Annotated in this window: 15 protein-coding genes; 10 read left to right on the top strand and 5 right to left on the bottom strand. The window is 66.1% G+C overall.

Going from position 1 to position 12,237, the window contains the following annotated elements:
- Window positions 1–2 precede the first annotated feature (2 nt).
- Window positions 3–557: a hypothetical protein gene (locus QXK92_RS27520; RefSeq protein ID WP_306247095.1), complete on the top strand. Its 555-nt coding sequence runs from the start codon at window positions 3–5 to the stop codon at window positions 555–557.
- A gap of 38 nt (window positions 558–595) precedes the next feature.
- Window positions 596–766, top strand: coding sequence for a hypothetical protein (locus tag QXK92_RS27515; protein WP_306247093.1), 171 nt, complete (start codon window positions 596–598; stop codon window positions 764–766).
- On the opposite strand, the gene QXK92_RS27510 is transcribed toward QXK92_RS27515, so the two are convergent.
- On the bottom strand, window positions 767–1,024 hold the full coding sequence (locus tag QXK92_RS27510) for a Rho termination factor (protein WP_306247091.1): 258 nt from the start codon (window positions 1,022–1,024) through the stop codon (window positions 767–769).
- 361 nt (window positions 1,025–1,385) lie between these two features.
- On the opposite strand from QXK92_RS27510, the gene QXK92_RS27505 reads away from it, so the two are divergent.
- The 3 genes from QXK92_RS27505 (at window position 1,386) to QXK92_RS27495 (ending at window position 4,521) form a co-directional block, all read left to right on the top strand.
- On the top strand, window positions 1,386–2,147 hold the full coding sequence (locus QXK92_RS27505; protein WP_371934619.1) for an STAS domain-containing protein: 762 nt from the start codon (window positions 1,386–1,388) through the stop codon (window positions 2,145–2,147).
- A gap of 187 nt (window positions 2,148–2,334) precedes the next feature.
- Window positions 2,335–3,513: a glycosyltransferase gene (locus QXK92_RS27500; protein WP_306247088.1), complete on the top strand. Its 1,179-nt coding sequence runs from the start codon at window positions 2,335–2,337 to the stop codon at window positions 3,511–3,513.
- A 12-nt stretch (window positions 3,514–3,525) separates the two neighbouring features.
- Window positions 3,526–4,521 carry a helix-turn-helix transcriptional regulator gene (locus tag QXK92_RS27495; RefSeq protein ID WP_306247086.1) on the top strand — a complete coding sequence of 332 codons (996 nt, stop codon included), beginning with the start codon at window positions 3,526–3,528 and terminating at the stop codon, window positions 4,519–4,521.
- A 5-nt stretch (window positions 4,522–4,526) separates the two neighbouring features.
- Here QXK92_RS27495 and QXK92_RS27490 read toward each other — a convergent pair whose 3' ends face one another.
- The 4 genes from QXK92_RS27490 to QXK92_RS27475 form a co-directional block, all read right to left on the bottom strand.
- Window positions 4,527–5,120, bottom strand: a complete 594-nt coding sequence (locus QXK92_RS27490) for a PAS and ANTAR domain-containing protein (protein ID WP_306247084.1) — start codon at window positions 5,118–5,120, stop codon at window positions 4,527–4,529.
- A 141-nt stretch (window positions 5,121–5,261) separates the two neighbouring features.
- Window positions 5,262–6,320, bottom strand: coding sequence for a DNA topoisomerase IB (locus tag QXK92_RS27485; protein ID WP_306247082.1), 1,059 nt, complete (start codon window positions 6,318–6,320; stop codon window positions 5,262–5,264).
- Between the two features lie 176 nt (window positions 6,321–6,496).
- Window positions 6,497–6,895 carry a heme-binding protein gene (locus tag QXK92_RS27480; RefSeq protein WP_306247080.1) on the bottom strand — a complete coding sequence of 133 codons (399 nt, stop codon included), beginning with the start codon at window positions 6,893–6,895 and terminating at the stop codon, window positions 6,497–6,499.
- A 284-nt stretch (window positions 6,896–7,179) separates the two neighbouring features.
- A complete protein-coding gene (locus QXK92_RS27475) occupies window positions 7,180–7,548 on the bottom strand; it encodes an STAS domain-containing protein (protein WP_306247078.1) in 369 nt (122 codons plus the stop codon).
- Between the two features lie 159 nt (window positions 7,549–7,707).
- On the opposite strand from QXK92_RS27475, the gene QXK92_RS27470 reads away from it, so the two are divergent.
- The 5 genes from QXK92_RS27470 to QXK92_RS27450 are packed head-to-tail and all read left to right on the top strand — an operon-like array spanning window position 7,708 to window position 12,226.
- Window positions 7,708–8,586 carry an STAS domain-containing protein gene (locus QXK92_RS27470; RefSeq protein WP_065048101.1) on the top strand — a complete coding sequence of 293 codons (879 nt, stop codon included), beginning with the start codon at window positions 7,708–7,710 and terminating at the stop codon, window positions 8,584–8,586.
- Window positions 8,587–8,601: 15 nt separating this feature from the next.
- On the top strand, window positions 8,602–8,991 hold the full coding sequence (locus QXK92_RS27465; RefSeq protein WP_065132435.1) for an STAS domain-containing protein: 390 nt from the start codon (window positions 8,602–8,604) through the stop codon (window positions 8,989–8,991).
- On the top strand, window positions 8,981–9,391 hold the full coding sequence (locus QXK92_RS27460) for an anti-sigma regulatory factor (protein ID WP_306247968.1): 411 nt from the start codon (window positions 8,981–8,983) through the stop codon (window positions 9,389–9,391). Before QXK92_RS27465 ends, QXK92_RS27460 begins: the two co-directional genes overlap by 11 nt.
- A 31-nt stretch (window positions 9,392–9,422) precedes the next feature.
- Window positions 9,423–10,022 (top strand): SpoIIE family protein phosphatase, encoded by a 600-nt coding sequence (locus QXK92_RS27455; RefSeq protein ID WP_306247966.1) that lies wholly within the window; start codon window positions 9,423–9,425, stop codon window positions 10,020–10,022.
- Window positions 10,019–12,226: a SpoIIE family protein phosphatase gene (locus QXK92_RS27450; protein WP_306247073.1), complete on the top strand. Its 2,208-nt coding sequence runs from the start codon at window positions 10,019–10,021 to the stop codon at window positions 12,224–12,226. Before QXK92_RS27455 ends, QXK92_RS27450 begins: the two co-directional genes overlap by 4 nt.
- Window positions 12,227–12,237 lie beyond the last annotated feature (11 nt).

The raw sequence follows: 12,237 nt of genomic DNA, 5'->3' as shown, positions 1-12,237 counted from the left end.
CCATGACTCCCTCTCCCGAGCCCCGCGAACTTCGTGAAGCGTTGCGCTGTGCGGCATCGGCGCTCAAAGAGCACGGGCCGGCGTTCGCACTGGCGGGCAGCTACGCGCTGTGGGCCTATGGCGCACCCGAGCCGACCCACGACGTCGACTTCGTGCTGGCCGAAGCCGACGTGCCCGCGGCCGCCACCACGCTTGGCAAAGCCGGATTCCGAATCGAACGTCCTCCGGAGGACTGGCTCTTCAAGGCCCACTTCGGCGAGACGGTGGTCGACGTCCTGCACCGGGTCAACGGGGTGACGGTGACTGCGGATGCATTGGACTGCGCCGAGCAGCGCGTGGTGCTGGCGGTATCGATCCCGGTACTGCCACCAACCATCGTGTTCATTCAGAAACTGCGCGCTCTCACCGAGCACTACTGCGACTTTGCGAAGTTGATTCCCCCCGCGCAGGCGATCAGGGAACAGTTGGACTGGGACCGCATGGCCGCGGAGACAGCGGACAACGATTTCGCGGTCGCATTCCTGGTGCTGGTCGACCGTCTGGGTCTACGGAGCTGACGGGATAAAACCCGCGATTACGGGTACTTAGCTGCACCATGGACCCGCAACCGAGTCGTGGACTTCGACGTGACCAGGACCTGGAAGACGTGGTCGACGAACTACAGCAGAACGTGACCGACGAACGCCGCGACAAGGACGTGCCCGGCAACGCGACCGAGCGCGAGCAGGCACCGGTCCAAGGGTCGGAGGACGAGCCGCCGGACTGATCAGTGGTTGCGCAGCTTCTGGACCAGTTTGTCCTTCGTCAGGCTCGAATACCCGGACATGCCCAATTCTTTGGCCCGCTTCTTCAGTTCCGGCACGGTCCAGTCCGCGTACGAACCGGACTTGCCGCCCTTGCGTGCGACCTTGGACTTGCCCTGCGCGGCGGCAGCATTCGAGATCCGCGCGGCCTTCTCCTTCGACTCACCCTTCTGACGCAAGTCTTCGTAGAGCTTTTCGTTCTTGATTGACGAATTCGGCACAGCACCCACCTCCTACAACATTCCCGCAGCGAAGGATGCCCGCATCCGGGCCGCACTAACCCCCGTGCCCCGGAGTGAAATCTTCTGCTGGGCCGGACTTTTGATTCAGATGAAATTCGCTTTGGCCGTAGAACTTCTGTGCCGACCCCGTGATCTGTTTGAGCCGATCCGGACCGGGAACCCGACCACGCGTTACCGCGGCTACCGGTCGCGACATCTGCAAAGAGATGGGAAATCACGTGAGCGAGAAGGACAGTGGACCCGAATCAGGCGCCAAGGGTGTCGCCGAAGCCGCCGAAGAGCGGCAAAAGTCCAACCAGTAACCCGTTCATTACCGGGGCTGAACGACTCGGTGACGCAGATGACGAAACCCAAACCCGCCGTGGCGACGACGAGGGACTGCCTGAACGACTCCGTTGTCCTGCGCACCCGTGGCGTACTGGACGGTTCCACCTACCGGGGGTTGCGCGACAGCGTCATCAGGGCGGCATTGGACGAACCCCGAGCGGTGATCGTGGACGTGGACCGTCTGGCCGTGCCGTCCCCGTCCGCGTGGTCAGTGTTCACCAGCGCGCGCTGGCACGTTAACACCTGGCCAGGCGTGCCGATTATGTTGGTGTGCAGCGACAGTCGTCAAAGGCGCGCCATCGCGCACTGCGACGTGGCGGGATATCTACCGGTTCACCCCACCTGTGAGTCCGCCCTGGTCGCGGCCGCCGAACTCCCCTCGCCCAGTCGCCGCCGAGGGCGCGCGGCGCTGCCGAGAAGCCGAGTCAGCATCCGTCTTGCGCGCACCATGATCGGAGGGTGGCTCACCGCCTGGTCGGCCGAGCGCCTGATACCGGTCGCCAACACGATCGCGACCGTCTTCATCGAAAACGTATTGGAGCACACGGACAGCGCGCCGCTGCTCATTATGGAGAGCCGCGGAGACGCCGTGGCGGTCGCCGTCGAAGATCGCAGCCGGCAGCCCGCCAGCCGCCTCGAAGCGGCAGGCTTCGGCGTTGACATCGTTTCCGGCCTGGCGATCGTCGCCGTCTTATGCCGTTTCTGGGGTAGCACGCCGACATCGTCGGGCAAGACGGTGTGGGCTTTGATAGGAGCGGAAAACGAGCTGGGATGACGACGTGCGCCGGGCCGATGCCAGGGTCGGCACCGGTCCCGGCGTGGCTGACCTGCATCTCCTCTCCCGCTGCGCGCGGCGATCCGTTGTTTATGGGCCCCCGCCGGCCCTATCCAGCGCTGTCCAGTAAGCGAATCACTTGCTCCGCGCCGTTTGTCCGGCACCGGGCGCGGTAATGCAATGCTGCGTGAGAATCGCCATTGTCTGGGGCGACGACTTCTCTGGCGACGAGCTGGACCTCGTCGGAAACCGCCTGGAGGACGAATGCCAACAACTTTGCGCGGCGCTGGCCGGCCACGGCCACACCGTGACGGCGTTGCCGCGCCGACCCCCTGAGCGTGCTGATTCGTCCTACCGGACCACGCCGGCGAGTGTCGGGCCGCCCGCACCCGTCCCGGCAGCGAAGGTCCTGCCGTTTGTCGGCGATTGGGCTGCTGAACTATCCCGCCACTGGGCCGGCGAACCGCCCGACGTCGTGCACAGCTTCGGATGGCTGGGCGGACTGGCGGCACAGCTGGCGGCTCGTCGCAGCCGCTTGACCACCGTGCAAAGCTTTCACGGCTTGGCTGCGACCGGTTGCGGTCCGGGCGCTGGGCAGCCGAGCGATTCGGAACGTGCCCGGATCGAACCTCTGCTGGCTCGCGGTGCCACCTGGGTTACCGGGGGCAGCAGCGAAGAACTCGGGGTGCTGACCAGATTGCGCCGCAATCGGGCACGCACGTCGGTCCTTTCAGCCGGAGTCGACGTCGACCGCTACGCGTGCACTGACCCCACCTGGGTGAACCACGACACCCACCGGATAGTGCAGATTGCGCCGAATCTACAGCCGTGCAACGGCTTTGACAGGACAATTCGGGTGTTGCCGCACGTGCCGGACAGCGAGCTGGTGATCGCGCAGACCTCCACCGATGACGCCCGCAACAGAAGAGAGCGGGCCAAGCTCAAGCGCATGGCCAGCGGACTGGGCGTCGCCAACCGGGTCCGATTCGCGGGTTACGTTGCGCCCGAGGATATTCCGCCGCTGCTGTGGTCCGCCGATGTGGTCGCCAGCACACCGCGGCTGGCACCACGCGCCGGCTCAGCACTGCAGGCGATGGCCAGCGGGCGAGCGGTGGTCGGGACGGCCGTGGGCGCTCTGACGGACACCGTCGTCGGCAACGTCACCGGCCTGCTGGTGTCCCCCACCAAGCCGCACGAACTGGCCAGGGCACTGAAAACCATGCAGAGTCAACGGTTCCAGTGCCAGAGCATGGGTTCGGCCGGCCGCTCCCGGGCGATGTCGCGTTTCACCTGGGACCGGATCGCCCAAGACGCGCTGAGCATCTACGACCAGGTGAGCCACCTGAAAACCGTTGCCACGGCTTAGGACAAAGAGACTATGACAACCGCGCCTTATCCTCAGGAAACCGACCGGTCGCCGGAGACACGCGCGCCGGACGCAGTCCGGTACGAAAAGTTTCATACCAGTGACTCCGAGGCCGCCCAACGATTCTTCGCCCAGGCCTACCACCCGGGCTGGCGGATCAGCAGCCTGGCCGGCGGCTCGTCGGTCACCCATCATCGCTTCGAGTCTGAAGCGGTCACCGTCGACGAGTTGCTGATCGAAGGCCGGGTGGGCTGCGAAATCCGGGCCACCGATGCCGTGGTGGTGATACACCCCCGTGCGGGATCGCTGACACTGGCCGGTGACCCCGGCACCAGGATGGACACCCCGGTCATCGCCGCCGACGGTCTGCCGTGCGCCATCCAGGCGAACACGGCGCGATTTCATGTCGTGCAGATGGATCTGCGGCACCTCACCCAGGTCGCCGCGGACCGAAACGGGCCGCTGCCCCAACAGATCCGCTTCGCCGGCTGCCGCCCCCGCTCCACGGCCGTGGCTCGGACATGGAGCCAGGCACTGGATTACGTCATCGCCGGCTTCTCGCACGCGGAAACCGCACAACAACCGCTGGTCGTCGGCGCGGCCGGCCACCTGCTCGGTGCCGCTCTGCTCGAATGCTTCCCGTCCAACATGAGCGACGGCCAGGACCTGCTGCGCAACCCGTCGGTGCCACCGACCCTCAAAGGCGCGATCTCGTTCATCCATCGCCACGCCGGAGACGGCATCGGGGTCAACGACGTCGCCGACGCGCTGCGCATGACCTCCCGCGCGGTCCAGTATCTCTTTCGGCAGCATCTCGAGACCACACCCACCGAGTACCTGCGGCGTGTGCGACTACACCGCGCGCATCAGGAATTGGTCAACAGCGACCGGTCCACCACCACCGTCAGCGAAGTGGCCCACCGGTGGAGCTTCGCCCACACCGGGCGGTTCGCGGCCCTGTACCGCAAGACCTACGGTCAGAGCCCGCACGCCACCCTGCAACAGTAACGGCGCTATAACCCCTCGCGAGTGCGCAGCAGCCGATCGACCCGGTCGGCCGCGTTGTCGTTCAAGACGTCCTGTGCGGTGATCTCGTCGACTACCCGCTCGGCGATATCGCGCAGCTTGACGTTGGACTCCTGCGAGAGCTTGACCAGCAGATCGAAGGCCGACTCGGCATTGACGCCGTACCGCAGCATCAGGATTCCCATCGCCTGGTTGATCACCGCGCGTCGCGAGTCGACTGCCAGCAGCGCCTCACTCAGGTGCTTCTGCAGGTCAGCGTCGAATTGATCGGTGACGTCGATGTAGAAGCCGCCGATACCGAGCAACCGGCCGTCCGGCCCACCGAACCGGTCCCCCACCACGACCACCACGTGCGTTTCGCCGCGGGTGTCGACGATTCGATGCCTGCTGCTGAAGGCGGCACCGTGCCGGCGCACCTGCTCGATCAGCTCTGGAACTGTCGGCTTCTCGTCCGGATGCTTGTGTTTGATCAACAACTGAGTCGTCGGCTGCACGGTACCCGGCTCGTAGCCGTGCATCCGTGCCACCTCGTCCGACCACTCCCAGCGGTCCTCACGGGCCAGGTAGCGAAATCTCCCCACCGGTGGCCACCGGCGACCCCTCTTTCGCCGCGAATCTGCGCACACCAGACTCATGATATTCCGACGGGCCCCGCCCGGCTGAACTTCGGTGTCTGCTGCATTCGCATTCCGGACAAAGTACGGAAAGCGAACGATGTCGGCTCAAGCCGTTTTGGCCAGCTCCGAGGGCCGGGTCTTCTTGTCGCCCTTGGCTATTCGGCGGATCATCTCCCGAGTGGCTTTCTCCAGCACACCTTGCGCGCCATCCGGCCGATCAGAACGGGCGGCCCGCCGCACCGCCGCGGCGATGGTGATGCCGTCGCGGTAACCGCCGACCACCCGCGGATCCACATAGGAACTGCGGGCGACGGCCGGCGTGTTCCCCAGCTCCTCGGAGACCTCCCGCATCACCGCGGCCTCGACCCGTTTGGCGACCCGCTGCGATACCGCCGGGTCCGCATCGGCGAAAGCCACCGCGGCGAGGACGGTGCCGTGCCACGTCCGCAGATCCTTCACGCTGTAATCCGAGCCGACCAGCTCCTTGAACCGGGCGTTGAGGTCGTCGCTGTGCACGTCGACCCATTCGGCGGCGTTGCGCCACACCAAGAATCGCCCGCTGCTGCAGTCGGTCCTGCGCAGCAGCGCCCGCACCGCCCGCACCACCTCGGCATTCTCGATCTCGTACTGGCGCTGCACGCCGCTCTTGGCGGGGTAATCGAAGGCCACCGCGTCGCGGCGCAGTGTCACATGTTCACACAGCAGGGTGGCCAGGCCGTAGGACTCGTTCTCCTCGGCGTACTGTTCGCCGCCGGCACGGAAGTATCCCAAGTCGAGCAGATGCAGCCCGAGGGCAAGGACCCGGTCGCGGGTCAGGCCCCGTCCCGCCAGGTCGCTGGCGATCCGCTCGCGCCAGGCCGGCAGCTCTTTGGACATCTCCAGCACCCGGTCGAACTTCTCTTCCGCCCGCTCCTGCTGCCACCTCTGGTGGTAGAGGTACTGGCGACGGCCCGCTGCGTCAGTCCCCACGGCTTGGATATGCCCGTTGCCGTACGGCGCGATCCAGACCTTCTTCCACGCCGGCGGGATCACCAGATCCTTGATCCGCTGCAACGCCTCGCCGTCGGCCAGCCGCTCGCCGTCGGGCCCGTAGTACGCGAAACCCTTGCCACGCCGTTTCCGCGTGATACCGGGCTTGGTTAAAACACTGCGGCGCAGCCGCATCGAAGTCCTCCGCTGTCCCCGACGTCACGTCGGCTGCACGGTGGATAACCCGCTCCGCAGGGGCTCACACCTGCCGGCCGCGGGTTCGTAGCAGCAACGGTACGAAACGACCACCCGGCGGATACGGAACGACCCGCCACTTCGTTGTGGCGGGTCGTCGCGTCGTGGCCGGCGAATCAGCCGGCCATGAATTCCTGATACGCCGATTCCAGGTTCGGCGGCAGCGCAGAAACGTTGCACTGCCGTTCGGTGTCGCCGATCGGCGCCAGAATTCCCCGCAGGTCGTAGTACTCGTTGGGATGTGCGGTGAAGTAGCCCCGCAGGTTGGCGGCTGCCTCCCCACGCGGCTGCCCGTACGCCGCGGTGACCACCTGGTTGGCGCCCGGGTGGCCGGCGAGGTACTGCTCCGCCGCACCCCGCGCGGACATGACGGTGGAGCTGACGCCGTCGGGGGTGCAGTCGGGTGCTGCCACGGCCACTGGCGCGCCGGCGATACCGACGACGATTCCCCCGAGCAGACACCCGGCGCTGATGCCGGCAACGCGGCGGCGGGCGGCGATGCTGCTGAATTTCATAATGTTTGTTCCTCCGAATGAGTGAACCGTTAGCTGGGGGCCCGATCCCCTGAAATCCAAAGTAGCGGAACCAAAACCGATCTTCGGCCGACGTTCGCGCACCATGAATGGGTGCCCGCTGCCGGGCTTGGTAAACATGTGACGCAAGGAACTCAGGTGGCATAATTAGCTAAGCAAACAAGCCAACAAAGTCGCCGAAAAATGAGAATTCTTAGAAAGTGGCGCGATTTCTTAGACGATCGTGATCCGGGTTCGTGACGTAAACGTTATCCGCGGGGACTGGATCAACCGTTGAGCTTGGCTTCCCGCACTCCGGTCAGGGCATCGTCGAGCGTCGGATACAACGGAAAGGTCTTGTCCAGACCGGTCAGGTGAATCGGCCTTCTGGTCGCCGGCCCGCGCGCCACCACACCGAACTGCGCAGAATCGCCGAGCTTCTCGTATGTCGCCGCCAGGATCTTCAGGCCCACCGAGCCGAGGAACTCCACCGCGGACAGGTCGATGATCAGCGCTTCCGGATTGTCCACCACCACACCGCCGATGGCTTCTTCCAGGGCCGGCGCGGTCACCAGGTCAATTTCGCCGCCGATACTGAGTACGACGATGCCGTCATGGTCTGCGACCGCGGCGGTGATCGAATCAGGAGCAGACAACTGGCGATCCTTCAGTCCGGGCGGGTGGCGAGTGTGCTGCAAGCCTAACCTGCCGTGCTTATCCCAAGAAGTAGAAGACCTCAACACGTCCGTCGCCACAGCTCAAGCTAGTCTCCCCTTAGGGGCCTGCGGTGGGCTAGGAGCGGCTTGGAGGGGCACATGTCAGATTCGCCGTCAGAATCCAGCAGCACCGGTAACAGCGTCTCCTCCGAAGGTTTGCTGCCACAGCTGGTGCAGCACCTGCGGCGAAATCGGACCGCGCTGCGCGAAGAATGGGCCCGCCGGATCACGGAGGCGGAACTTCTCACCGCGATGACCCCCGAAGAAATCTTCTCCGAGGCGACCGCCGTCTACGACAATTACGTGGAAGTGCTCGAGACCGGCAGCGTCGAGGCGCTGCAGGATTACGCGCGCGACCTTTCCGAACGCATCATTCCCCGGGGCGTGGAGACCGACGAGGTGCTCGGGATCGTGCTGTTGCTGCGTGACGTCCTCGCGCGCTCGTTGTTCGAGAAGTACCAGGCCGAATTCGACATGCTCAACCGCGTGCTGGACGCCTACGAGCCGGCGGCGAACCGCATCGCCAACACGGTGGGCGTCAGCTTCGTGCAGGAGCGCGAGCGCATCATCCGTCAGCAGCAGGAGGCAATCCGCGAGCTGTCGACGCCGGTGTTGCAGGTCCGCGAGCAGCTGCTGATTCTGCCGATCATCGGCGTGCTCGACAGCCAGCGCGCCCGGCAGGTCACCGAGCAACTGCTGCGCGCCATCCGCGCCAACCGCGCCAAGGTGGTCGTCATCGACATCACCGGTGTCCCCACCATCGACTCCACGGTGGCCAATCACCTGGTGCAGACGGTCGACGCGTCGGGACTGATGGGCGCGAGCGTCATCATCACCGGCCTGTCGTCCGAAATCGCACTGACCCTGGTGACCATCGGGCTGGACCTGTCGAAGATGAATGCCGTCGGCGACCTGCAGGGCGGCATCGAAGAAGCCGAGCGCCTGCTGGGTTACGAAGTCACCCGCACCGGCGAATAGGTCGGCGACCCGTCCATGCCCGTACCGATTCTGAAGCAGGGCGCGATCCTGATCGCCACCGTTCAGGCCGCGCTCACCGACTCCGACACCGAGCGGTTGCGCGAGGACCTGATGGAGCGGGTCAGCAGGTTCCGCGCGCAGGGGATCGTCGTCGACGTGACCGCCATCGACGTGATGGATTCGTTCGCGGCCCGGTCATTGCGCACCATCGCGCACATGACCCGGCTACGGGGGGCCACCACGGTGATCGTGGGCCTGCAACCGGAGGTCGCGTTCGCCATGGTGCAGCTCGGACTGGCTTTCGACGACATGAGCACCGCGCTCGACCTGGAAGAGGGCATCGCGCTGCTGAACAAGCAACTGGGGCTGGGTAAATCGATGATCGGGCGCGATGGTGGCGGGTGAGGTCGTGGTCGCCATCAACACCTCCGACGACATCGTCGCTGCCCGCAAAGCCGGCCATCAGCTCGCCCTCGATCTGGGATTTTCCCTGACCGACGTCACGATGATCGCCACCGCGATCTCCGAGATCGCCCGCAACATCACCAGCTATGCCGGGCACGGGGAGGTTCGGGTCGGCGTGGCCGACCGGGAGGGACGCAGGGCGCTTATTGTGCGCGCCGAAGACGAAGGTCCCGGCATCGCCGACATCGACCGGGCGATGGAAGACGGATACACCACCGGTCGCGGGCTGGGCATGGGACTCCCGGGTGCCCGGCGCCTGATGGATCGCCTGATCGTGGAGTCCTCGCTGGGGCGCGGAACGGTCATCGAGATGTGGAAATGGGTTCCGGCCCGTGCCTGACCGAGCCCGGTCGGCGGGTCGGTTCGGTCCGATCGAGTGGGCGACGGCGGGTCGCCCCCGCCCGGGCGAGCAACTCTGCGGCGACCAGGCCATTGCGGTGGAGGTGGACGGCGAGGCAGCGCTGTTCGGCGTGCTGGACGGGCTGGGCCACGGACCGGCCGCTGCCGGCGCCGCGCTCGCGGGAGTCGAGGCGCTCGCGAATGCCCGCGGGGAGCGGCTGGAGGTTCTGGTCGCGCTCTGCCACCGGGTGCTGACGGGCACCAGGGGTGCCGCAATGTCGCTGGCCCGCATCGATTTTCAGACCAGCAAGCTGACCTGGACCGGTATCGGCAATGTCCGCGCGAACCTGGTGGCCAAGAGCGTCGGCGGCGTGCAAGTCCGTTCCAGCGCCCGGCTGGCCGGCGGCATCGTCGGTTACCGGATTCCGGAAACCCGCCCTGCACAAGTGGTTTCGATACGAACCGGCGATCTGCTGATGATCACCAGCGACGGCATCTCCGAGGACTACCTCGACCACATCGACTTCGCGGCTTCCGCTGCCGACATCGCCGAGCAGGCCTTGGCCAAGCACGCTAAGGAAACCGACGACGCCATGGTGCTGGCCGCACGTCACCGGGGTATCGCGACATGACCTACACCGACGAATTTCACGATCACTACCGCGCTGCGCTGCGGACCTATCTGCAAACGCGCAACGAGGACAGCCTGGCGGTGGGGCACGAACTCGGGCGCCGGGCACTGCAGGAACAGATCAGCATGCTCGACATCATCGAGAACACGTTCTGGCTCCTTGACGAACTTTCGCAGACCGAGCAGGTGGATCGGGGCACCGCGCTGGAGTTCGTGTTGCAGACCCTGGCCCCGCTGGACGTCGCGACCCGCGGATTCATCGACGGCACAAGGCGGTACGCGCAGGAACGGGCCCGCGCCGAAGACCTTGCCGACCGGGACAGGTTCCGCACCGCGTTGGTGAACTCGCTGCAGGAGGGTTTTTTCGTCGCCGACGAGCACGGCGCGGTGGTCGAAATCAACAGTGCCTTCGCCGAGATTCTCGGATACGGCGCCGACGGTCTGCCGTATTCGTGGCCACAACCGTGGCTGGTGGACCGGGACGGCACCTACGCCGAGCAGCAGCGGGTCCGGGAACTGGGCAGCGCCGAGTACGAGATCCCGGTACGTCACCGCGACGGGCATCCGGCGTGGGTGGCGGTGAGTATCAACGCCGTTCGCGGTCCCGACGGCGGGCCGGACGTGTACGTCGGGACCGTCCGTGACGTCACCGCCCGGCGGGCCTTCGCCGCGCGCGAGAGCGCGGTCATGCGCTTGGCCACCTCGGTGAGTGTGGCCAAGAGCGTCGCAGAGGTGCTGGAGATCACGCTGGGCGAGAGCCGTGCCACGGTCGACGTGCGCCGGGTGGTCGCGGTGATGTGGCCGTCCGGCGAGGCCGAACCGCAGGTGATCGGCGCGGGCGATCCGCAGGAATCGAATTGGCGCACCATGGATTCCGGACTACGGAAGATCTTCCAGGAAGCCCGCCACCAATTGCCGCTGACCGCGAAGACGGTCGAGTGGCCGGACGCCCCCGGCAAGGCGTGCGGTTTGGTCGCGATGCTTTCCGGCGCCGGGGACGTGGCCCTGTGGCTGGAACTCGCTGCACCGCGCTGGGTAAGTGCCGAGGACAAGCTGCTGGTGACGATGCTCATCGGTCATCTGAGTCTGGCCATTCAGCACGTCAGGCAGTTCGAGGCCGCACGGGTGACGTCGCTGACCCTGCAACGGGCGATGCTGCCGCCGATGACGCCGCCACCTGGTTTCGCGGTGCGGTACGAGCCCGCGGTGCCGCCGCTGGAGATCGGCGGTGACTGGTACGACGTCCTTCCGATCGACGAGACCCGCATCGGCATCGTCGTCGGCGACTGTGTGGGGCGTGGGTTGCCTGCCGCCGCGATCATGGGCCAACTGCGCAGTTCCGCGCGCGCCCTGCTGCTCACCGGCGCCAAACCGGCGCTGTTGCTGGAGCAACTCGACGCCGCGGCGTCGCTCATTCCGGACGCGTACTGCACGACGGTGTTCCTGGCGATCATCGACACCGAATCCGGCGTACTCGAGTACAGCAACGCCGGGCACATGCCCGCTGTCCTCGTCCGGCCCGAGGCGGGCACGACGCTGCTCACCGAGGCCAGTTCGGTACCACTGGCGGTGCGCCGCAACGAAACTCGACCGCAGGCGGCCGAGCTGCTGCCGCCGGGGTCGACGCTGATCTGGTTCACCGACGGCCTGGTGGAGCGCCGGCGCGAGTCCATCGACGAAGGACTTGCCCGCGTCGCCGATGTCCTGTCAGACAATGCGGGGCTGCCGATCGATGCAGTTGCCGATGCGGTGCTCGACCAGCTGGCACCGGCGGACGGCTACGACGACGACGTCGCGATGGTTCTGTACCGGCACCGGTTGGCTCCGCTGCGCCTCGAAACGCCGGCGACCGCGGAGAATCTGGCGCCCATCCGGCGGGCGCTGACTCCCTGGCTGCAGGCCGCCGGCGTCCTCGAGCTGCAGGCCTCCGACATCGTGCTGGTGATCAGCGAGGCATGCACCAACTGCGTCGAGCATGCCTACGAAGGACACGAGGTCGGCACCATGCGGCTCGATGTGGAGGCCTCCGACGGAGAGATCCACGCGCGGATCGTCGATTCGGGATCGTGGAAGCCGCCGGCCGCCGATCCCGGAAACGGCGGCCGGGGCCTGCCGCTGATGAGGGTGATGAGCGAGTCGATGGAGATAGACCACCGCCCCGACGGCACCACCGTCGACATCGTTTTTCGTTTGCCTGCCGGATAGCGGGGTAGAAC

It is taken from the genome of Mycobacterium sp. TY815, assembly GCF_030755135.1.
Taxonomy (GTDB): Bacteria; Actinomycetota; Actinomycetes; order Mycobacteriales; family Mycobacteriaceae; genus Mycobacterium.
The sequence above is the reverse complement of the archived record's forward strand: the minus strand, read 5'-3'. Positions and strand labels throughout refer to the sequence as shown.

Coding starts and splice junctions, on each gene's coding strand:
- QXK92_RS27520 (WP_306247095.1), top strand. CDS start 3: ATGACTCCCTCTCCCGAGCCCCGCGAACTTCGTGAAGCGTTGCGCTGT.
- QXK92_RS27515 (WP_306247093.1), top strand. CDS start 596: ATGGACCCGCAACCGAGTCGTGGACTTCGACGTGACCAGGACCTGGAA.
- QXK92_RS27505 (WP_371934619.1), top strand. CDS start 1,386: ATGACGAAACCCAAACCCGCCGTGGCGACGACGAGGGACTGCCTGAAC.
- QXK92_RS27495 (WP_306247086.1), top strand. CDS start 3,526: ATGACAACCGCGCCTTATCCTCAGGAAACCGACCGGTCGCCGGAGACA.
- QXK92_RS27485 (WP_306247082.1), bottom strand. CDS start 6,320: ATGCGGCTGCGCCGCAGTGTTTTAACCAAGCCCGGTATCACGCGGAAA.
- QXK92_RS27480 (WP_306247080.1), bottom strand. CDS start 6,895: ATGAAATTCAGCAGCATCGCCGCCCGCCGCCGCGTTGCCGGCATCAGC.
- QXK92_RS27470 (WP_065048101.1), top strand. CDS start 7,708: ATGTCAGATTCGCCGTCAGAATCCAGCAGCACCGGTAACAGCGTCTCC.
- QXK92_RS27465 (WP_065132435.1), top strand. CDS start 8,602: ATGCCCGTACCGATTCTGAAGCAGGGCGCGATCCTGATCGCCACCGTT.
- QXK92_RS27450 (WP_306247073.1), top strand. CDS start 10,019: ATGACCTACACCGACGAATTTCACGATCACTACCGCGCTGCGCTGCGG.